Here is a 19,414-nt window from a genome sequence, read left to right on the forward strand (position 1 = left end):
ATATTCTTCCTTTTGAAGAATTGATACAGCTTGCACCTGTTTCCTCAAGACACCTTTTCCAAACGCTTTTGTTTTCAGAACTGATCTGGTTGATGTTGACCAGTTTGAGTACTTATTTAATCTATTTTCTGTTTCAATATTCCATTGCACAAACACATGACTGGATATTCTGGTTAAAGCATCTCAATGTCATGTTGACAGGTTTCTTCCTTTTTATCGTCAGCAATAAGATATTTGGTGCTTACATCTATAATATTGTCGTGAAAAAAATCGGGATCATTCGTGTTCTTTTTTTCGCAAGCATCTCTTTACTTTTTTTCTTATTTGGAAGAGTCCTGATATTGAACATTATTTTCCCTTTTTATCACACCTTCCAACAACTTTTTCAGTCGATTTCATCGCTTGCAGAGGATTCGTTTTGGATTACACTTTCCAACAATTTGGTGGCTTTATATCAAAATGATCTTCAGCATATCCATCATGCTTTATTCTCAAAGGATTCTGTATTTCTACAATTTCAAGCGCTTTTCACTTCACCTGTCACATTTTTCGTGGTGATATTAGCAGCTATACTCGTCATGAAGAGTCCTGTACGCTGGATTCCAACTGGGAAAGATCATGATCAAAACTCAACACATTTTCGAGATTTATTTTATTGGTACTTTCAAGTACTTAATAAAATTCAAGGCTCGCTGTTTCAAAAGAATATGTTGATCCAAAAAGACCTCAAGGTGTTAAAAGAAAAAAGATGGCTGCTGTCTAAAGAGTTTTTTAATTATATGTTTATGTCATATGAAGCCTTCTTTTATATCGGGGTTATGACTAGTTTGATCTCCATTATTGATCATCCGGCTTTGCAGATTCAGCTGCTTTTTACATTAAATGTGATGATTTTAGCAAATCAAACGTATGAGATGAGAATGCTGACCCCTTCTATTTTTTCTTTAAGTGCTGAAAAAAAGAATATTTGGCTTTTTGAGCTTTCTCAAACATCTCTTATTCAGTTTTTCTTATCAAAAATCCAGTTATTTTATTGTTTATTTTCCATACCAGCTCTCTTTCTGCTATTCATTAATCTATCAATCATGGGTGTATATCAGCTTTTTGATATTCAGATGCTCATTCAATTTGTGGCATTAGGGATTGGTTTTTTCATTTTCCCTTTGATTCAGCTTTACTTGTTTCCATTTACAACGAAATTCAATTTTATTCATGAGCATGAAATAGGGACAACCAATGAGGAAATAGAAGTTATCGATAAAGGGCAGGCTTTTGCAAGAAACTTTCTTGTATTACCTTTTATGTACTACATGATCTTGACCTCTTTTCTACCTATTTTGCAGCAATCCTCAGGTCTCATAAACTTTCTGTTTGCTTTATATTTTGTGATCGTTTCATTGATCTGCTGGGTGTTATGCCGCAAGACCATCTATAAAGGGATTGAGTATGTTGAAAAAAATAAGATATTTTCTATCGGAGAATAGACTGATTTTACGACTCGGCTACATTTATGCTGCTATCTTTATTGCAGCAGTGCTGATTGGTAGCCTTCTTCCTTATGATCAGATTCCTTATTTAAAAAAGGATGAAGAGATGTTTTTTCTATCTATTTTCTTAAACAATTTGCAAGTTGGGATGGCGATATTAGGGATCGGAGCTTTTACAGGCGGCATCATGGCTGCTGGCATTCTTTTTTACAACGGATACATTATTGGCAAACTAGTTCAGTATTTGATTGTCAATCAAGAAGTGCAGCAGATATTCACAGGATTACTGCCTCATGCTTTCGTAGAGATTCTTGGTTTCATCCTGTTTTCAATTGTCAGCTCTTTTCCTTTTATTTATCTTTATCGATTTATAAAAGGAGAAACAATTGATTTAAAAAAGCTGACTGTGACTGTGCTTCAATTGATTTTTGCAGCAATTGTTCTCTTATTCGCAGCATCTCTTTTAGAGGAATACGTTAGCCATGTACATCTACCATAGAAGAAAGGGGAATGTGGTTCCATGGAGCTACTTCTACGACCTAAGGAATTTTTCAATCAGAATCAATCGATTAAAACCATTGTAGGCCTTGTCTTACTATCATTATTTGTTTCGACTGTCTTTTTAACATTTTTTATTATTGATTTGTTAGTAGATGAACCGTTATCAGCTGGAAAACAAGTAGCCAGCATTGTTTTTATTTTTTTGCTGACGATCCCGCTGTATTTCATTTTAAATTTTCTCAGTACCGTTCTCACTTCTATTTATATGTATTTTTTTCATAAAGCTTTTATTTTACGCAAAATGTATCTTGTCATTTTGGTTTATAATGCATTTCTTTTATTAGTGAATAGTGCAGCGATCTATTGTGTGATGGTGTTACAATTAGATCACTATTTTATCTTGATACAAGCAATTTCCTTCTTCATCAACTTATATCTTTTGCGCATCCTTTATGATGGCATCATTTACTATGCAGAAGGGTCGAAAAAAGCTGCCCTTGCGACAGTGATCTTGTATATGCTGGTGACCACTGTGTTTGTTATTGGAGGATTCATCAATGGCTAGTCTTCAAGTGTCTCAGCTATCTTTTCGCTATGAAACAACAGAAGAAAGCTCTCTCCTCCTCGATCAAGTTTCGTTTGATCTGAAAGGAAGCGATCGAGCTTGTATCATTGGAAAGAACGGCAGTGGTAAATCGACTCTTTTAAAGATCATCGCTGGTCTGCTTCCTTCTGTATCAGAAACGATTTTACTCAACAAACAGCTTCACCCCGGGACCACTCAATATAAAAGTCTGGTGGCGTACATCCCTGATAAGCCTTTAGTCTATGATGCGCTCACTGGTCTTGAGCACATGGAGCTTGTCCAGTCTTTATGGAAAATGAACAAGTCAGAAAAAGAGTTATACAAAGAGACCTTTCTATCGCTTTGTGAAGCATTTGATTTAACGCATGCCCTAAAGATGCCTGTCAAACAGTATTCATTGGGCATGAGATATAAACTTTTCTTTAATTGTATGGTGGCAAGATCTCCAGAGCTGATCATTCTTGATGAGCCTTTTACCTCTCTTGATGAGGCCTCACAGATACAATCGATTTCTTTATTAAAAAAAGAATTCTCACATCGATGTGTTTTATTTACCAGCCATCAGCGCTACCTTTATTCAGAATTAGGAAATCGTTTCTTCCAGCTGGATCAAGGACAATTAAACGAAGTGGAACGTTAGACATACAAAAGGCATCCCATAAAAGGATGCCTCTCTTCTTTTTCTCGATCACATTACCACTTACAGCGTTTCACTGGACGGCAGCAAGGTTTTTTGATATCCCTGCCGCAATCGTATTCTTCCACAATGTACTCGTTATGAGTAGATTGAGTGACAGGGTAGTAGTTTTCAATTCTTTTGATGTTTTTATTGACGTTTGTGATATGCGTTGGATGAATTTTTCTGATGGTTTGTTCATTCGTTGTCGTGTTGACAATTTGACGTGTGGGGAAAACAACCGTTTCATCTCCTCCTTGGTTTCCTCTGCGAGGACCAAAGAAAAAGTCATCTAATCGATTCCGGCTCATCTCAACACCCCTTCAAGTTGTCTTTCACTTACACTCTATCGTATGTAAGAAGCGCCTTTCGTGACTAGATGCTTGTCTATTTTTAAAAAAATCCACTATTTATCTCGTTTTCTCTTCCTTTACAAAAGGACAATTTTAACATATTATACAAATGATATATTGTGGTAGAAGAAATTGTGGCCCATAACCTTCCCACTTATCAAATACGAGGTGAACGATATGATCAATACGACACAACCAATCGAACGAAACAAGCTAGACATTGCACTTGAACTGACTCAATTGCATTTGAATCAATATGAAACGAGTCATCCTGATCAGTTGAGTGAGGTTTATGCGAAATATTATGCGCTGCTTGAAGTGCTGGATTTATCTTCTTATAATCAATTGATTGATTTATTGCCCGCTGAGCTAAAACAGACGCTTGAGTAAAAAATCCCTCTATCCACATGGGATAGAGGGTTTTCTTTATACACGTGCTGCCATATCGGTTTCGATTTGCTCTAAGCTTCTTCCTTTTGTTTCGACTAAAACAAAGCGGGTGAACAATAGTCCGATTAAGCAGATGACACCAAATGAGGAGAAAATGACCCCAAAGCTGAACTTATCAGCTAAGATAGGGAAAACGAGTCCAACTGCTAACGATCCCGTCCAGTTAAAGGCAGATGAAATGCCTGCTCCAATGCCCCTGACAGAGAGTGGGAAGATTTCGCCGATGATGATCCACGTGATCGGTGCCCATGAGAAGGCATAGCACAAGATAAAGCAGCAAAGGGAAATCAATGTCACCCAGTTTAAAATCCCTTCACTAACGCCAAGTGCACCTAATGCCGCTGGTGCAAAGAAGGAAAGTGCCATACCTGTGCCTCCTACGGTGAGAATCGTTCGGCGGTCGAACCGGTCGACAAATTGTAAAAAGATAACGGTTGTCACGACAAAAATGACACCGACAATGACTGTAAAGCCTGCTGCGACCTGCGGCGCAAGGCCTACATTCCGAGCAATACTCGTTGCATAATACACAATGGAGTTCGCGCCTTGAATTTGCTGAAGGGTCGCCATCCCAACCCCGATGAAAAGAGCCATTCTGAATTTCTTTTGGAACAATTCACGAATACCAGAGCGTTCTTCTTTCGCGACTTCTAAAATTTCCTGCATTTCTGCTTCGATTTCTTCACGGGAAGAACGCAGTGATCCTAATACCTCCCGTGCTTTATGAGCCATTCCGTGTTTAATTAAATATCTCGGAGATTCAGGGAGCCTCAGCATACCAATATAAAGCACGATAGCAAATAAAGCGGCACTTCCCAGCATCCAGCGCCAGCTGTCTGGAATAGGTTCAAATACAAACGCGACAATATAGCTCAGCAATAGTCCGCTCACAATCATAAGCTGATTGAGCCCAGACAATTTCCCGCGGATTTTAGCAGGAGCGATTTCAGACATGTAAGCCGGCACCAAAGATGAGGCTGTTCCTACTGCTGTCCCTAAAAAGATACGAGCAATGGTTAATGAAATCTCTTCTGGTGCGATGGCTGACCCTATAGCTCCGACAAAAAAGATGATCGATGAGACCAAAATGAGCTTTCTGCGGCCGAACTTATCCCCCATGAGGCCGCTTAAAATCGAACCAATGATTGCTCCGCCCATTAATGAAGAGACGACAATTCCAAGCCATAATGGGCTGAGCTGAAATTCTTCCTGAATATGTCCTTCTGCCCCTGCAATAATTCCAATATCATATCCGAATAAGATGCCTGCAAAGGACCCGAAAAAGAAGATAAATTTGCTTGACACTTTTTTCTCCAAGTGGATGACCCCCTCACTTAATTAACCGCTTTCATTTCTCCCGGTGCTTCTACTGTAAACAGTAGAAGACGTTTCACCCTTCTATAAAACCACATATTCTGCATGAACAAGCTTTGTAAAATGAACAATTTGATCAACCGTTAAATTAAGGGATACGACTGTATGATGACCCCCGCCTTGCTTAATCCATGCTTTGACTCCGTCCTGAAAATTCGGCTTGATTTTCCAGAGCACACGTGCAACCGGTAAATGAGGTGCTGCTTCCTCCGGCTCAAAGGCTTCGACTTCTTGTATGAGCCATTTGAAATGGGTTCCAAAGTCAGCAATGGAAACAACAACACCTTCGCCTGCTTTTCCATCAAACACAAGACGCGCTGGATCTTCCCTGTTTCCGATACCAAGTGGAGATACGACAATCACTGGTTTCGTATGGGCGAGCGCTGGATCTACTTCTAACATATGAGATTGCAGCACCGCTTCCTGTCCAGAGGTCATTTCATACGTGTAGTCCTCCATAAAACCAGTGGATTGATGATGACTCATCACCTTTAATAATCGGTCCAGTGCAGCAGTTTTCCAATCGCCTTCCCCAGCAAAGCCATATCCCTTTGCCATCAGCCGCTGTACCGCAAGTCCTGGCAGCTGTTTCATTCCATGTAAATCTTCAAAGTTTGTCGTAAAGGCATTGTAGCCGCCTTCATCTAAGAAGCGTTTGATGGCAATTTCATAACGCGCTTGCACCTTGACACTTTTTTCCCATTCTTCAACTGAATACGTTCCATAATCCACATCATATTGCGTTAAATACTCCGCAAATAATGCATCTACCTCTGCTTCTTCTACTGCATTGACATATTCAACGAGATCGCCTATTCCAAAGTAATCAACAGTCCACCCTAATTGAATCTGGGCTTCAATTTTATCGCCTTCTGTTACAGCCACGTGGCGCATGTTGTCACCAAACCTAGCTACTTTAATCTGAAAGCTCTCATGATAAGCAGCCGCCACGTCCATCCAATCAGCGATTTGCTGCTGCACATCCGGCTTAGACCAATGACCGGCGACAATTTGATTTTGTTTATTTAAGCGCGCATTGATATAGCCATATTCTCTATCTCCATGGGCAGATTGATGAAGATTCATATAGTCCATGTCGATCGTGTCCCACGGAATCTTCTCATAATACTGTGTGACAAGATGCAAAAGAGGCTTCTGCAAGAGATCGGTTCCGCGTATCCACATTTTTGCCGGTGAAAATGTATGCATCCACGTCATCACGCCGACAACCTCATCGCGATAATTGACTTCTTTCATGAGCTTTGTGATTTGATCCGCGCTGACAGCCAGCTCCTGCAAGATCACTGGGTAAGGAAGTAAACCACTCTCATTTAAGGCATCCGTCATCTTAAGAGCATCTGCTTTTACTTTCTGCAGTGCTTCATCTCCATATAAATGCTGCGATCCAACAATAAACCAGCATTCTTTATGTTGACTTGTTAACATAGAAATCCCTCTTTTCTTTATCTTGAAGGTTTTTGTCCGTAATACGCATGTTCTCCGTGTTTTCTTAAGTAATGTTTATCTAAAATTCGTTGCGGGAGAGGCTCCGCGTATTCGTTTAATTGCTTTGCGAACAGATTCATTTTGGCGACTTCATCTAAAATCACACTGTTTGTGACCGCACTTTTTGCATCTTTTCCCCACGTGAATGGGCCGTGACCTTGAAGCAATACACCCGGCACCGCCATCACATCTAGGTTTCTTTCCTCAAACGTTTCGATGATCAGCCGGCCCGTTTCTACCTCATAACCGCGGTTGACTTCTTCTTCTGTCAGAAATCGAGCACACGGAACAGCGCCGTAAAATGTATCGGCATGTGTTGTGCCCATTGCCTGTAAATCAAGACCTGCCTGCGCCCAAACGGTTGCCCACATGGAATGGCTATGTGATATACCGCCAATTTCCTCAAAGTGTTTGTAAAGAACAGCATGTGTTGCTGTATCTGATGAAGGACTGAATTCCCCTTCCACTACTTCACCGTCAAAGTCGACCACAACCATGTCTTTTGCTGATAATTGGTCATACGCTATACCGCTCGGCTTAATAACAAATAGACCGCTGTCACGATCACACGCACTGACATTGCCCCATGTAAATTTCACAAGTCCATATTTCGGCAAATCTAAATTCGCTTCAAATACTTCTTCTTTTAAGCGCTCTAGCATACAGTTGTCACTCCTTTCTTTGGCATCAGATGTGCTACTGCCGCTTCTTCAATCGCAAGGCCCTCTTGATAGCGCTTTAAAAATTCGTCAAAGCCTTTGACATCAAGCGGGTCGGGTTCCATGAGCTCTTCTGATGTATGGGCAAACACTTGATGCGTGAGAAATTCAGCCAATGTTTGCTTTTGATGATGGACCATATAGGAAGCAAGGACAGCCATCCCAAACGCACCGCCTTCTCCCGCAGTGGAAACGACTGATACAGGTGTATCAAGCGCTGCGGCCACCATTTTTTGACCAACGAGCGGGGTTTTAAATAATCCCCCATGCCCTAGTAACCGATCAATCACAACCTGTTCATGTTCTTTTAAACGATCCATCCCTATTTTCATTGCACCAAAAGCAGAAAAAAGATGGGTACGCATGAAATTAGCCAGATTAAAGCGGCTTTCAGCTGATCTGACAAAAAGAGGTCTTCCTTCTGGCAATCTTGTAATATTTTCTCCAGAATAATAGCCATAGCTTAAGAGTCCGCCGCCATCTCGATCTGCTTCTAACGCCTGCTTCAATAAGGCTTCGTATACCTTTTCTGACGCCACTTGCATACCCAATGCTTCAAATGCCTCTCTGAATATATTCATCCAAGCATTTAAGTCACTTGTACAGTTGTTCGCATGAACCATTGCGACTGGCAGTCCGTCTGGCGTTGTGACCATATCCACTTCTGGATACACACCCTTTAGCTCCTGCTCTAGCACAATCATGGCAAAAACAGATGTCCCAACTGAAATGTTCCCTGTCCGTTTTTCTACACTGTTTGTTGCCACCATTCCCGTTCCGGCGTCACCTTCCGGGGGGCAAAATGGAATGCCTGGCTTCAAGTGTTTGCCTTGATCTAAAATGGCTGCTCCTGCTGCCGTTAACACGCCAGCCTCCTCGCCTGCTAAATAAACACGCGGCAGAAGGTGACGCAGCTTCCACGGGTAGCCTTTTTCTACGATCAAGTCTTCAAATTGATGGAGCATTACTTCATTGTAATCCTTCGTTTGTTCATCAATTGGAAACATGCCTGACGCATCACCAATGCCAATAGCCTGCTTTCCGGTTAACAGCCAGTGAATGTACCCTGATAGGGTGGTCATATATTCTAAACGGGAAAGATGTTTTTCCTCTTCTAATATGGCTTGATACAAATGGGCAATGCTCCATCTTTCTGGAATATGAAATTGGAAGACATCCGTCAGTTTTTGACTCGCCTCAATGGTTGTTGCATTCCGCCATGTGCGGAACGGAACGAGGACCTCTCCTGTATGATCACATGCCACATAGCCATGCATCATAGCTGATACTCCAATTGAGCCAATGGTTTGAATGGTCACGCCATACCTTTGCTCGACTTGCTCTTTCATCTCCCGGTACGCCACTTGAAGACCTGTAATGATATCAATTAAGTTGTACGTCCAAATTCCTTTCTGGAGAGAACTTTCCCATTCAAATGTACCTTGAGCAATTGGCTGAAACACTTCATCTATTAAAAGGGCTTTAATTCGTGTTGAACCAAATTCAATCCCTAAAGATGTCCGTCCTTCTTTTAAGGCTTTGGTCGTCTCTTCATGATCCATTTTGCGTTCACCTCCATAATTGATAGCGGTTTCAATTTTAATTTTCTAGATTCATTGATTCTCTGTGCACATTCACAATATAATATTTGTACGTACATATGTCAATATTAAATGTAGTTGTACATACACAATATGACAAAAACCTTCACTTTTCTAAAGCTGAGACGACAGAAAGGGAAAGCGCCTGTTTTTGATTCGACAACCATGTTAAAATATGTCCATACAATTTCTTCTCAATCCGAGTAGATGATCAACTGAGAAAGAAGTGAAACGATGAAAAAGAAGTACCAGATCATTATCGATGATATAAAAAGCAAAATACTCACAGGGGATTACCGGATCGGGGAACGTATTCCAACCGAATCAAGCCTGCAGGAGATGTATCAAGTGAGCAGGCATACGGTTCGAAAGGCCATCTTAGAATTGTCGAGCGAAGGGTTTTTACGAAGTGAAAAAGGTTCAGGCACATTTGTGACCAATCAATATCAAACAAAGCCTGCTGGACATACGCATATGAAAACGATTGGCGTCATGACGACATACATATCCGATTACATTTTCCCTTCCATCATTCGAGGCATTGAAAGCCGATTAAACGAAGAGAACTATTCTTTGTTACTGGCAAGTACGAATAATGATGTGGAACAGGAGAAAAAAGCGCTGGAAATGATGCTGTCCTTTGGTGTGGACGGACTCATTGTCGAGCCGACGAAAAGCAATTTATATAATCCGAACATCTCGTACTACCTATCTTTTAAAGAACAGGATGTACCGCTCATTATGATCAATGCCTATTATGAACAGTTAGAGGTTCCTTTTCTCTGTTTAGATGATGTGAAATCCAGTTATTTAGCCACAAAAGAGCTGATCACCTCTGGACATCAGCAAATCGGCCTGATCTCAAAAACAGATGACTTACAGGGAAAGTACCGAATGAAGGGATATATTCAAGCGCTCGGTGAAGCCAAGCTTAACTTTCTGCCTGAGCACGTCCTCTTTTTCGATACAGAATCGAAGCAGCATTTGGGAGATGATATCAAAACTTTCTTATTAGAGCATCAGCATGAGCTGACTGCCCTTGTTTGCTATAACGACGAGGTTGGATTAGAAGTTGCCAATGTATGCAGTGACATCGGGCTGTCCATTCCAGAGGATCTCTCCATTATTGGACAGGATAATTCGTATATTGCCCAGAAAAATGCCCATGTGAAGCTGACAACATTGACCCACCCTCAGGAGCAAATGGGCCGGGATGCGGCAGACTGGATGATTAAAAAAGTTCAAGGAAAAAAGAATCTCCCTCATCAAACCTTTTACGAACCTGAATTGGTTCCAGGTGAAACGATCAAACATATGAATGCAAGAAAAAAATGAGCCCTTTTTGGAGGAGGCTCATTTTTTATATGATTAGATCTCTTCTTTAGGGGCAGGCACTGCGCATACGCCGTCTGCACATGCTGCTTCAAATGAATTGGCAGCCGCTTTCTCAGCTTGAACTGCTTCTTCTGTCCAAGCCGTTTCAAGTGCACGAAGGAAGGTATCGGGTGGCTGTGCACCTGCCACTGAATATTTGCCATTCAATAAGAAGAAAGGAACAGCAGAAATACCAAGCTGTCTCGCCTCTTTTTCGTCTTTTCGTACATGATCTGCAAACTCTTCGCCGCCTAGAACTTGCTGCACTTCCTTCAAATCAAGACCTGCTTTTTCTGCAATATCTAAAAGGGTTTGACGATCACCAACATGCTTTCCATCTGTAAAATATGCTTGAAACAGCTCTCCCATGACGAAATCGCCTTTGCCCATTTGACCAGCATATTGCGCCAATCGATGGGCATCAAAGGTGTTTGTCAACACGAGTGGATCAAATTGAAAATCGATTCCCTTCTCTTTGCCGGCCTGCTTCACCTGCTCATTCATCGCCATGGCCTGGCTGCGGCTCATCCCATATTTTTTGACGAGCATATCATGGACATCATAATCGACATCAACGGGTGCATGTGGATCAAGCTCAAAGCTTTTAAACTCGATTTCTACCTGTTCCTTTTGAGGGAATTGTTCAAGCGCTGTTTCTAGTTGTTTTTTTCCTATATAACAAAAAGGACAGGCGATATCTGACCAGATTTGTACTTTCATCTTCATCTTCCTTCCGAGCTTACGCTTTTTCTTTAACGATGTAACAATTATAGTTACATCCAATCGATGATGTCAAGGTTCTGCTCTTGATTTAGATAAAAAAAGCCTCTCCTTCTAAGAAAGGAAAGGCTTTGAAAATATCTATTCTAAATTTGCATGGTGACCGTACATTGTATGTGTGTCGAGCTCTTTTATTTCCATTAAACGCAAAATGACCGCATCGTATGTCAGAAGAAGCGATTGCTCAAATAGCGAGCCCATTGGCTGAATGGTATAATGGCTTCCTTCCTTTTGATCCTTCGGCGCACCTGACAGTAAAATGACTTCATCCGATAGATCAGCTAGAGGTGAGTCAACTGAAAGCGTGAATGCTGCCACTTTTCCGCCAATTGCTTTTGCCTTTTTTGCAAGGACTAGCAAGGTCTCTGTTCGACCAGAGCCGCTCCCAACAATCAAGAGATCTTCTTCTGTAAAGGAAGGAGTATTGGTCTCACCGATCACATAAGCCTTGACGCCAATATGTGTGAGTCTCATGGCAAATGATTTCCCCATCAAACCAGATCTGCCAGCCCCTGCCACAAAGACCTTTCTTGCAGCTAAAATACTTGAGACAAGCCGCTCCGCTTGTTCGTCTTGAATAGCGGGGGAATGCTCAGAAAGCTCATTCAAAATGGCTTTCACATAGTCACTGGTCTTCATGATTGTGCGATCAGCTGCTTCATTTGTGCAGCCACTTCTGCTTTATTGTCCTGGCTTGCGATACCGCCGCCGACAATGATCAAATCAGGATTTAACTTCACGACTTCAGGTAACGTATCAAGCTTAATTCCGCCTGCAATGGCTGTTTTCGCTTGTTTGACGACTTGTTTAATGGTCATAAGGTCAGCAAATGAGTTTTGACCAACCGCTTGCAGGTCATAGCCTGTGTGCACACAAATATAATCGACTCCAAGCTCATCCAGCTCTTTTGCCCGGCCAGCGATATCTTTGATACCAATCATATCAACTAAAATTTGTTTCCCTCTTGCTTTCGCTTCTTTCACCGCTCCTTGAATGGACATATCTTCTGCCGCTGCAAGAATGGTGACGATATCCGCTCCAGCTTCAGATGCCTGCTGCACTTCATAACCGGCCGCATCCATAATTTTCAGATCAGCGAGTACACGTAAATTCGGAAATGCCTGTTTGACTTCTTTTACAGCACGCAAGCCTTCATTGATCACAACAGGTGTCCCAATTTCGACCACATCAATAAATGCTTCTACTTCTTTGATCAGCTCAATCGCTTCTGGTATATTCACTAAATCTAATGCTAATTGTAATTTCATTCACTTTCACTCCCGTTTTTTCATCTCATCTTCAAGAGCTTCGCGGATGGTGCTTCTTGAACGATGAAATGAGTATAACAACAGGATGGCAGCAATCCAAGTACGCACTTTTTTTTTACATACTATACTTTTTCGCATATGGTCACAAAAAAGATACTGTCTTTCGACCAGTATCTTTTGCACTTTCTATTTATCATCCTTTAAAAAATTGCTGTCGAGATATTGTTTTCCCCAATCATACATCGCCTCTAAAATCGGCATTAAGCTTTCTCCTAGTTCTGTGAGGGAATATTCAACTTTTGGCGGAACGACAGGATAAACCTCCCGATGCACAATGTGATCTTCCTCTAATTCTCTTAGCTGATTGACAAGCATTCTTTGCGTAATCCCAGGCATTAACGACTTTAGCTCACCAAATCGTTTTGTCCCTTCTCTGCCAAGGTGCCATAAAATCAGCATTTTCCACTTACCGCCGATAATATTCAGCGTCAGCTCTTTTTCGCAATTGAACACTTTATTTTCCATACGTGATGACAACGACATACACTCCTTTGGTACAAACCATTTTACGCTTTATCATATACTGCGGCAAATTAGATTGTCGAGCATACGGTCTTCGTTATTGATTCTGTTTATTCACAAAAGACATGACAGCCTTTGTCATTTCTTGCGCTTCTTTTGGCGCCCTGTCTGATCCAAACCATTTATTCAAGTTACTGTGGCTCAGCGAATGAACCCGAAAAACAAACCGCGAGCCTTTATCATGATTCAGTTTTTCTGCAAATCGGTACACCTCTGGATTTTCCCAGCCCGTGACCAAATAAACAGGCGGTACATTCGCTTGATTCATATAAGTGACAGGTGATGCCTTTGTCCAGTTCTTCTCCTGTTTGCCAAACACCTTTTTGTACGATGGTATGGCTTGTATAAATTGATTGATGTTTAACGGTCCATCTAAAATCACGATGGAATTGATCGTTTTTGGCGACAATCCAACACGTTTTAAATAAGTTGAATCTGTGGCCACCAATGCCGTTAAATGACCGCCTGCCGAATGTCCCATCATGTTGATTTTTGATGAATCGATTTGATATTCACCTGCATGATCCTTGACCCAATTAATGGCGTTTGCCGTATCATCTGCCATCTGCTCATAGTTGGCATCAGGGTGAAGCCTGTAATTCATCGAAACAAACACATACCCTTGATCCGTAAAATAATCAGCCTTTGAAGCGACTCTATTCTTATCGCCGCCTGTCCAGCCGCCGCCATGGAGATAGATCATGACTGGATGCTTCTTCTTATTGTCTTCATCTTTTCCCTTTGGCATATACATATCGAGTGTTTGCTGTTTGTTTTGTGTGTCTGCGTAATGGATATTCGTCGTCGGCTTAGGCTGGTTTAAACGGAACACAAAGAATGCGCATACCAATAAGCCCGCGATGACTGCCGCAAATAAAAGCCATTTCATCATTCGATTCAATGTCATTGCACCTTTCTGTGTTGGGATAGAGAAGCATGATTAGCACATATGTTGATAGACTAGCACGATTCATTTGATACGACTTGTTTGACTTGAACCGTTTGACAATAAAATGAAAAATAATCTTCTTCATAGTCTTCTACGAAATAATTGATGTTTTCCCAGCCTCTATTCAAAGGCTCAATATTTAAATATAGACTAGAATCGTTTGTTAAGTCCAAATCTTTGATTTGAACAGAAGATACATTGGTGAATTTTAGATGGATTTCTGCTTGTTGGGTCGCAGATTCGTATGAGATTTGCAGGACAATACAGTTGATCAAGTCGTAATGTTCATTATACTCTTTAAAGTAGTGAAATTCATTGATTTGCTTTAGATGGTTGATATCGAAATCAGGGATTTGTTTCTGGATTTTTTCATCTAAAAACCATGTCATCGTTTGTCCCCCAAGAGGTTATTGTATAAGTGCAATGATTCGTTTTCTTGTTTCTTCATGGTATTGAATACATAGCGTTGTTCTTCTTCCCAAAAACACATTAAAAACATACACTCCTTTGTAAGTTGCGTTCTTGATTTCCACAAGTGTTATGCTATTCTCATTTTGCTTTATCACGATAACCATACACTTGTATAAACAGGTTTATTTGTATGTTTGAATAATGCTACTTCATGATCAGTTAGCCATTTAATCTCTCGCATATGATAAGAAATTACTTCTAAATAGGTATCGGTTTCAGCAATTAATTTTTTTGATAAATCTTTCCTTTATTATCTTCTATAACAAGATAGAGAGTAAACTGCTTTAGATCCAATTCGATCAAAGGATATGCTTTCTTTTTTTTATCGGGACTTAATTTTGTTTGTTTTCCTTTCATCTCCGCTTTATATTCCTTTTCTTTCATTTTTTGAATTGTCGCTTTGACTAGCTGACTGTCCCAGTTTTTTAATTCACACAGATAGAGCATCGCTTTTTCCAAAGTATCAGCTAAGATCTTTTTCTTATTTGTTGCATTTTCAAATTCACTGTAACTAAAGGATAATTCTAACTCGTACGTATTTTTTAAAAATAAGATGTCAGGTTCTTTTTTAGAAGTACTCAGTAATTTGTAATCTTTAAAAGAGCCACATATAAAAATAATAGCCTCACAATCTTTCGTTTGAATTTTTTCCCTAATTCCCATAAAAACATTTCTGTCACACAAAGGGATTGGCTGGCTAAGTTCCCACGGTCATCATCTGACATTAATTGGATGTATTTCAAGTACACTCCTTATACCTCCTTTCTAGAATCACCATCTCCCCATTAGGGTAAAGGCACGCCACATTCATAAATCGTATTTCATGTTGAGTTTGAGCTATTTTTTTACTTTTCATATCTTGACTAAAACACCTTCCATATTCAACTGATAGACCATAATTTTTATTTATATGAAATTATTCTTTTTAGGGATTTTTCTAATAAATCAATTGGTATATGGTCTTGACTAATATAGTGGAATATTGCTACACCATTTTCCAGTGAAAGAATTGCCCATGCCATTTCTTCAGAAGAAAGGGCACATGTAAGGTTCTCTTTTTTCATCAAATTCTCAAGGGATTGCGATATTTGTTTTACCGATTGTAGGATCATATTTGACCACTGACACCTTACTTCTTCATTTCTCATTGAATACAGAAGAAATTCCATGTTTAGCAGACTCCACGTCCGATTTTCTTCACGACTTTGAATAGACTGTTGATTCATTTTTTCTGAAAAGTGTAAAAGAGAAGGTTGTTCTGCTATTAAAGCATTGATTTTTTCTACATGTAATTGCATTTGTTGTTTCAATAGTGCCAAAAAGATCTCTTCCTTTGAATGAAAATGCGCATAAAAGGCCCCTTTGCTAAATCCCGCATGTTCTGTCAATTTATCAATGGAGACCCCATGAAAACCATACTTGGCGAAATTCTCAACTGCAGAATTTAAGAGTAATTTTCTTGTTTCTTCTTTCCTTTCATTTTGCGTCTTTCTTTGTCTAATCATTCCTTTACCTCCTTTTCTTGACAATCATACCATATAGAATTAATATACCAATTAGTATATAAATTCAAAAGGGTATATAATGTGAAAAGGAGAAAAACAATGCGACAGATGGGGAAAAAAATTCACAAAACGAAAATGGAAATAATCGCTCAAACAGTTAAATCAGGGATTATTAAATCAAATTTGATCCCAATGTGTGCTGGCTTAACCTTGGCATTATACACATATCAAATTGACATCCTTCATAAATCTATTGAGATACTATTGGCTTTTGCAGGTTCAATTTTATTAATTGGTGCTGCTGGAGCTTTAAACAATTTGTATGATAGGGACATAGATTCAGTGATGAATAGAACAAAAAACAGACCTACTGTAACAGGAGAAGTCAATCCTAAAAAAGTTCTATGGCTTAGTATTTTAATGTCTGTTTTAGGACTAGGCTTTTTAGCATTTACAACCTATCTAGCAGCTATTATAGGATTGATTGGTTTATTTTTTTATATTTTTCCTTATACAATATGGAGTAAAAGAAAAACCGTATACAACACAGAAATTGGTAGTATTTCTGGAGCAATGCCTCCTCTCATTGGTTGGGCAGCTATTTCACCAGATATATCACACCCAGCTATTATGGGGTTGTTTTTCATTACAATTATTTGGCAGATGCCGCATTTTTATTCGATAGCTATTAGAAAACAAAATGAATACAAGGCAGCAAACATTCCCATGTTACCGGTTGTAAAAGGAATGAAAAGAACATACTTACAAACGAATCTTTATATCTTAGCAATTACCTTAAGCAGTTTTCTTTTCCATTCTTTAAGCATAGGGCTTGTGCTTGTATCCTTTTTTTTAGGCCTTATATGGATTTGCTTAAGTATTTTGGGTTACAAGCGAATGCATTCCGAGAAGTGGGCATCAATTATGTTTGTCTATTCACTAATTTATATGACAACTCTTTATTCAACGGTCATTATCTATTCTCTTACTCGTCAAATTTTTTGATTAATAAAACATTAGTTTTGTAGATAACCATAATAAGTTCATATAAAAAAGCACCCTAAACGGATGCTTCAATCAAATGATATTTTTTCAAAATGCGATAGGTGATTTCTTTTGCTTCTATTCCGGTGCCTTCGATATTTGTGGCGAAGATGTAGGTTTTGTTTTCATGTTTGATGAAGCCTACGTACCAGCCGATGCCTGAGCCGGAGCCTGTTTTTCCGTATAGGGTGGTGTGTTTCTCTTCTTCTTGAATCATCATTCGTTTGACCGTTCTCATGGCGTTTAGGTCAAATGGGAGAGTCTCTTCATATAGCTGTTTGAGGAAACGAACTTGTTCAACTGGAGAAATACGTAAAGTACTGCTTAACCAAAATTGATCGATTCCGCCAGATATGTCTTCGTTCCCATAATGAATGGCTTTCACCCACTGACTCATGCGTTCTTCACCGATGTCACGGGCCATGGCTTGATAGTACCAGACGACTGAATCTCTCATGCCAGATCCTAGTGTATGATCCCTATTCCAGCGGTCAATCTCTCTTTTCACTCCGTCCCAATATTTGATGTCATATTCATCTCTCACTGCGCCTGTTTGGAGTCCGATTAAGGCATTTGCTACCTTAAATGTCGATTGAGGTGCAAAGCGCTCTTTCGCTCTTTTTTTGTTATACACCCAGGGCGACTTTTCTTTTACTTCTTGAATCACAAATGTGCCTTCTCGGTCTTTCAAGAATTCATCTACTGACCATGCTGGTGATGCTCCTTCAGTTGATGAAGGCTGGCTTATACAAAGTGCCATCAGCATCATGCCAGTAAACAGCCATTTTATATACTTTTTCTTCAAAACAATCGCTCCTTTTCCCATGATTCCATTGATTGTAGCATGTTGAGCGATGAGATATAAGGTACGCTTGTCCTCTTTTCTTTCAAACAAAAAAAGCCGGTTCATTCGGCTTTTTGCTGTATATTAGCTTTCTTTTTTCTCTTCAATGGCTTGCTTCGCGATTTTTGAAATCGTCATATCGTCCATTGGCGGGTTATGGAGCCCGGCACGAATATCTCGATAGTAACGCTGCAGTGGACAGTCAAGGCTTAAGCTTTTTGCACCGACTAAACGCATGGCTTTATCAACAACTTGCAGACTGTGATTGACGACTGTATGTTTCACAGCGCCGAATTCATTGATTAACAGCTCTCTTTTCTCCGGCTTTTCATACAATGTGGTCGTTGAGTAGATGACGTGGCGTGCTTGCTTTAATAGTAAGTCAATTTCACCAATAAGTGTTTGGACATTTGGCAGATCACTAATCGTTCCGCTGATACTGTTCGGTGAATGGGTGATGGCATACTGAACAGCATAGTCTCTCGCCGCTTGCGCAATCCCTAAATAGCAGGAAGGAATGTGTGCAATCCAAGGATTTAGCGTACCCCCCCGCGGCCCTTTTTGCACCTCAACAAGCATGTCATCTGAGACCTTAACCTGATCTAAGATTAAATCATGGCTTTCTGTTCCTCTCATGCCCACAACATTCCACGTTTCTTCTATTGAAACACCTTCTGTCTCACGATGAATTAAGAAGAAACCCATCGCCTCTTTTTCTTCGATCCATACGCCGACTAAAAAGTATGTAAGCGCTGGTGACATCGTTGTAAAAATTTTACGTCCATTGATGATCCACTCATTACCTGATCTAGTGGCTGTTGTCCCAGGCTTGCCCCCTCTTGTTGGACTGCCTGTCTGCGCCTCGCTCACGGCACGGTTGACAAGGGCGCCCTTCTGCACTTCTTTCGCGAAGAATTGCAGCTGCTTCTCATTCCATTGTTTCTTTTCGTAGATTTCGCCTACAACCCCTTGGTGCCAGCCGATCGATAAGGCAGTCGCTCCGTCCATGCTGCCAAGCGTTTCTTGAAACAGAACCATATCCGTGACAGATTGACCTCCGCCTCCGTATTCAGTAGGAAGAGACAACGTCGTATAGCCCATTTCTACTAATGATTCAATATTTTTTTCAGGAAAATAAGCGCCTTCATCATGTTCTTTTGCCGTTTGTTCGATCGTTTCACGAAGAGATTCTAGTTGATTGAGCCATGTTTTTTGAAAATCGGTATCGACAAATAATGCTTTAGACAAAACGTATCCAACTCCTCTGTTTCTCACAATCTATCATATCTGATTTTTCCAATCGGAATAAATAAAACACACTTTACTTATAGGATTTAATGTGTT

General features: G+C 40.2%; 22 protein-coding genes. 7 read left to right on the top strand and 15 right to left on the bottom strand.

Features of this window, described 5'->3' with window-relative positions:
• Positions 1-341 precede the first annotated feature (341 nt).
• The 4 genes from C6Y01_RS19060 to C6Y01_RS07505 are packed head-to-tail and all read left to right on the top strand — an operon-like array spanning position 342 to position 3,214.
• Entirely contained in the window at positions 342-1,484 is a 1,143-nt protein-coding gene (locus C6Y01_RS19060; RefSeq protein WP_223249892.1) for a hypothetical protein, read from the top strand.
• Positions 1,447-1,986, top strand: coding sequence for a stage II sporulation protein M (locus C6Y01_RS07495; RefSeq protein WP_223249893.1), 540 nt, complete (start codon positions 1,447-1,449; stop codon positions 1,984-1,986). Before C6Y01_RS19060 ends, C6Y01_RS07495 begins: the two co-directional genes overlap by 38 nt.
• A gap of 21 nt (positions 1,987-2,007) precedes the next feature.
• The gene (locus C6Y01_RS07500) at positions 2,008-2,553 is read left to right on the top strand and encodes a hypothetical protein (protein WP_034661406.1); all 546 of its coding nucleotides are present in this window, start codon (positions 2,008-2,010) and stop codon (positions 2,551-2,553) included.
• A complete protein-coding gene (locus tag C6Y01_RS07505; protein WP_034661409.1) occupies positions 2,546-3,214 on the top strand; it encodes an ATP-binding cassette domain-containing protein in 669 nt (222 codons plus the stop codon). Before C6Y01_RS07500 ends, C6Y01_RS07505 begins: the two co-directional genes overlap by 8 nt.
• Before the next feature lie 53 nt (positions 3,215-3,267).
• Here the strand turns inward: C6Y01_RS07505 and C6Y01_RS07510 are convergent, their stop codons facing one another.
• Entirely contained in the window at positions 3,268-3,561 is a 294-nt protein-coding gene (locus C6Y01_RS07510) for a spore coat protein (RefSeq protein WP_034661411.1), read from the bottom strand.
• Between the two features lie 219 nt (positions 3,562-3,780).
• Here C6Y01_RS07510 and C6Y01_RS07515 point away from each other — a divergent pair, with 219 nt between their 5' ends.
• A complete protein-coding gene (locus C6Y01_RS07515; protein WP_034661414.1) occupies positions 3,781-3,993 on the top strand; it encodes a hypothetical protein in 213 nt (70 codons plus the stop codon).
• Between the two features lie 36 nt (positions 3,994-4,029).
• On the opposite strand, the gene C6Y01_RS07520 is transcribed toward C6Y01_RS07515, so the two are convergent.
• The 4 genes from C6Y01_RS07520 to C6Y01_RS07535 all read right to left on the bottom strand — a co-directional run bounded on the left by C6Y01_RS07520 (position 4,030) and on the right by C6Y01_RS07535 (position 9,214).
• Positions 4,030-5,370, bottom strand: a complete 1,341-nt coding sequence (locus C6Y01_RS07520; protein ID WP_034661417.1) for a sugar porter family MFS transporter — start codon at positions 5,368-5,370, stop codon at positions 4,030-4,032.
• An 81-nt stretch (positions 5,371-5,451) separates the two neighbouring features.
• On the bottom strand, positions 5,452-6,873 hold the full coding sequence (araA, locus tag C6Y01_RS07525; RefSeq protein ID WP_106038005.1) for an L-arabinose isomerase: 1,422 nt from the start codon (positions 6,871-6,873) through the stop codon (positions 5,452-5,454).
• Positions 6,874-6,890: 17 nt separating this feature from the next.
• Positions 6,891-7,595, bottom strand: a complete 705-nt coding sequence (locus tag C6Y01_RS07530) for an L-ribulose-5-phosphate 4-epimerase (RefSeq protein ID WP_034661424.1) — start codon at positions 7,593-7,595, stop codon at positions 6,891-6,893.
• Positions 7,589-9,214 carry a xylulokinase gene (locus tag C6Y01_RS07535; protein WP_106038006.1) on the bottom strand — a complete coding sequence of 542 codons (1,626 nt, stop codon included), beginning with the start codon at positions 9,212-9,214 and terminating at the stop codon, positions 7,589-7,591. The genes C6Y01_RS07530 and C6Y01_RS07535 overlap by 7 nt, the downstream gene beginning before the upstream one ends.
• Positions 9,215-9,487: 273 nt before the next feature.
• Here C6Y01_RS07535 and C6Y01_RS07540 point away from each other — a divergent pair, with 273 nt between their 5' ends.
• Complete coding sequence (locus C6Y01_RS07540; RefSeq protein ID WP_106038007.1) at positions 9,488-10,588, top strand: GntR family transcriptional regulator; 1,101 nt, start codon at positions 9,488-9,490, stop codon at positions 10,586-10,588.
• 33 nt (positions 10,589-10,621) lie between these two features.
• Here the strand turns inward: C6Y01_RS07540 and C6Y01_RS07545 are convergent, their stop codons facing one another.
• The 8 genes from C6Y01_RS07545 to C6Y01_RS07580 all read right to left on the bottom strand — a co-directional run bounded on the left by C6Y01_RS07545 (position 10,622) and on the right by C6Y01_RS07580 (position 16,182).
• Complete coding sequence (locus C6Y01_RS07545; RefSeq protein WP_106038008.1) at positions 10,622-11,347, bottom strand: DsbA family oxidoreductase; 726 nt, start codon at positions 11,345-11,347, stop codon at positions 10,622-10,624.
• A 141-nt stretch (positions 11,348-11,488) separates the two neighbouring features.
• Positions 11,489-12,046: a 6-phospho-3-hexuloisomerase gene (hxlB, locus tag C6Y01_RS07550; protein WP_034661434.1), complete on the bottom strand. Its 558-nt coding sequence runs from the start codon at positions 12,044-12,046 to the stop codon at positions 11,489-11,491.
• Positions 12,043-12,675: a 3-hexulose-6-phosphate synthase gene (gene hxlA / locus C6Y01_RS07555; protein ID WP_034661437.1), complete on the bottom strand. Its 633-nt coding sequence runs from the start codon at positions 12,673-12,675 to the stop codon at positions 12,043-12,045. The genes hxlB and hxlA overlap by 4 nt, the downstream gene beginning before the upstream one ends.
• 186 nt (positions 12,676-12,861) lie before the next feature.
• The gene (gene hxlR / locus C6Y01_RS07560; RefSeq protein WP_012010675.1) at positions 12,862-13,218 is read right to left on the bottom strand and encodes a transcriptional activator HxlR; all 357 of its coding nucleotides are present in this window, start codon (positions 13,216-13,218) and stop codon (positions 12,862-12,864) included.
• Positions 13,219-13,294: 76 nt separating this feature from the next.
• Positions 13,295-14,164 (bottom strand): alpha/beta hydrolase, encoded by an 870-nt coding sequence (locus tag C6Y01_RS07565; protein WP_106038009.1) that lies wholly within the window; start codon positions 14,162-14,164, stop codon positions 13,295-13,297.
• A 53-nt stretch (positions 14,165-14,217) separates the two neighbouring features.
• On the bottom strand, positions 14,218-14,595 hold the full coding sequence (locus tag C6Y01_RS07570; RefSeq protein WP_106038010.1) for a hypothetical protein: 378 nt from the start codon (positions 14,593-14,595) through the stop codon (positions 14,218-14,220).
• Between the two features lie 304 nt (positions 14,596-14,899).
• The gene (locus C6Y01_RS07575; RefSeq protein ID WP_223249894.1) at positions 14,900-15,340 is read right to left on the bottom strand and encodes a hypothetical protein; all 441 of its coding nucleotides are present in this window, start codon (positions 15,338-15,340) and stop codon (positions 14,900-14,902) included.
• A gap of 239 nt (positions 15,341-15,579) precedes the next feature.
• A complete protein-coding gene (locus tag C6Y01_RS07580) occupies positions 15,580-16,182 on the bottom strand; it encodes a TetR/AcrR family transcriptional regulator (RefSeq protein ID WP_034661446.1) in 603 nt (200 codons plus the stop codon).
• Positions 16,183-16,290: 108 nt separating this feature from the next.
• Between C6Y01_RS07580 and cyoE the strand changes: the two genes are divergently transcribed.
• Positions 16,291-17,187 (top strand): heme o synthase, encoded by an 897-nt coding sequence (gene cyoE / locus C6Y01_RS07585; RefSeq protein WP_370876314.1) that lies wholly within the window; start codon positions 16,291-16,293, stop codon positions 17,185-17,187.
• A gap of 55 nt (positions 17,188-17,242) precedes the next feature.
• Here the strand turns inward: cyoE and blaBPU are convergent, their stop codons facing one another.
• Together blaBPU and C6Y01_RS07595 are read right to left on the bottom strand one after the other, a co-directional pair.
• Positions 17,243-18,031, bottom strand: coding sequence for a BPU family class D beta-lactamase (gene blaBPU, locus C6Y01_RS07590; RefSeq protein WP_095285514.1), 789 nt, complete (start codon positions 18,029-18,031; stop codon positions 17,243-17,245).
• 123 nt (positions 18,032-18,154) lie between these two features.
• The gene (locus C6Y01_RS07595; RefSeq protein ID WP_106038011.1) at positions 18,155-19,318 is read right to left on the bottom strand and encodes an acyl-CoA dehydrogenase family protein; all 1,164 of its coding nucleotides are present in this window, start codon (positions 19,316-19,318) and stop codon (positions 18,155-18,157) included.
• Positions 19,319-19,414: the final 96 nt, after the last annotated feature.

Source organism: Bacillus sp. NMCC46, from assembly GCF_002998465.1.
Lineage (GTDB): Bacteria > Bacillota > Bacilli > Bacillales > Bacillaceae > Bacillus.

Bases quoted from the DNA above. Each gene is read 5' to 3' on its own strand.
- C6Y01_RS07535 (WP_106038006.1), bottom strand. From the start codon at position 9,214: ATGGATCATGAAGAGACGACCAAAGCCTTAAAAGAAGGACGGACATCT.
- hxlA (WP_034661437.1), bottom strand. From the start codon at position 12,675: ATGAAATTACAATTAGCATTAGATTTAGTGAATATACCAGAAGCGATT.
- cyoE (WP_370876314.1), top strand. From the start codon at position 16,291: ATGGGGAAAAAAATTCACAAAACGAAAATGGAAATAATCGCTCAAACA.
- C6Y01_RS07580 (WP_034661446.1), bottom strand. From the start codon at position 16,182: ATGATTAGACAAAGAAAGACGCAAAATGAAAGGAAAGAAGAAACAAGA.
- C6Y01_RS07575 (WP_223249894.1), bottom strand. From the start codon at position 15,340: ATGGGAATTAGGGAAAAAATTCAAACGAAAGATTGTGAGGCTATTATT.
- C6Y01_RS07540 (WP_106038007.1), top strand. From the start codon at position 9,488: ATGAAAAAGAAGTACCAGATCATTATCGATGATATAAAAAGCAAAATA.
- C6Y01_RS07515 (WP_034661414.1), top strand. From the start codon at position 3,781: ATGATCAATACGACACAACCAATCGAACGAAACAAGCTAGACATTGCA.
- C6Y01_RS07565 (WP_106038009.1), bottom strand. From the start codon at position 14,164: ATGACATTGAATCGAATGATGAAATGGCTTTTATTTGCGGCAGTCATC.
- C6Y01_RS07500 (WP_034661406.1), top strand. From the start codon at position 2,008: ATGGAGCTACTTCTACGACCTAAGGAATTTTTCAATCAGAATCAATCG.
- C6Y01_RS07505 (WP_034661409.1), top strand. From the start codon at position 2,546: ATGGCTAGTCTTCAAGTGTCTCAGCTATCTTTTCGCTATGAAACAACA.
- araA (WP_106038005.1), bottom strand. From the start codon at position 6,873: ATGTTAACAAGTCAACATAAAGAATGCTGGTTTATTGTTGGATCGCAG.
- hxlB (WP_034661434.1), bottom strand. From the start codon at position 12,046: ATGAAGACCAGTGACTATGTGAAAGCCATTTTGAATGAGCTTTCTGAG.
- hxlR (WP_012010675.1), bottom strand. From the start codon at position 13,218: ATGTCGTTGTCATCACGTATGGAAAATAAAGTGTTCAATTGCGAAAAA.
- C6Y01_RS07530 (WP_034661424.1), bottom strand. From the start codon at position 7,595: ATGCTAGAGCGCTTAAAAGAAGAAGTATTTGAAGCGAATTTAGATTTG.
- C6Y01_RS07510 (WP_034661411.1), bottom strand. From the start codon at position 3,561: ATGAGCCGGAATCGATTAGATGACTTTTTCTTTGGTCCTCGCAGAGGA.
- C6Y01_RS07545 (WP_106038008.1), bottom strand. From the start codon at position 11,347: ATGAAAGTACAAATCTGGTCAGATATCGCCTGTCCTTTTTGTTATATA.
- C6Y01_RS07495 (WP_223249893.1), top strand. From the start codon at position 1,447: ATGTTGAAAAAAATAAGATATTTTCTATCGGAGAATAGACTGATTTTA.
- C6Y01_RS07570 (WP_106038010.1), bottom strand. From the start codon at position 14,595: ATGACATGGTTTTTAGATGAAAAAATCCAGAAACAAATCCCTGATTTC.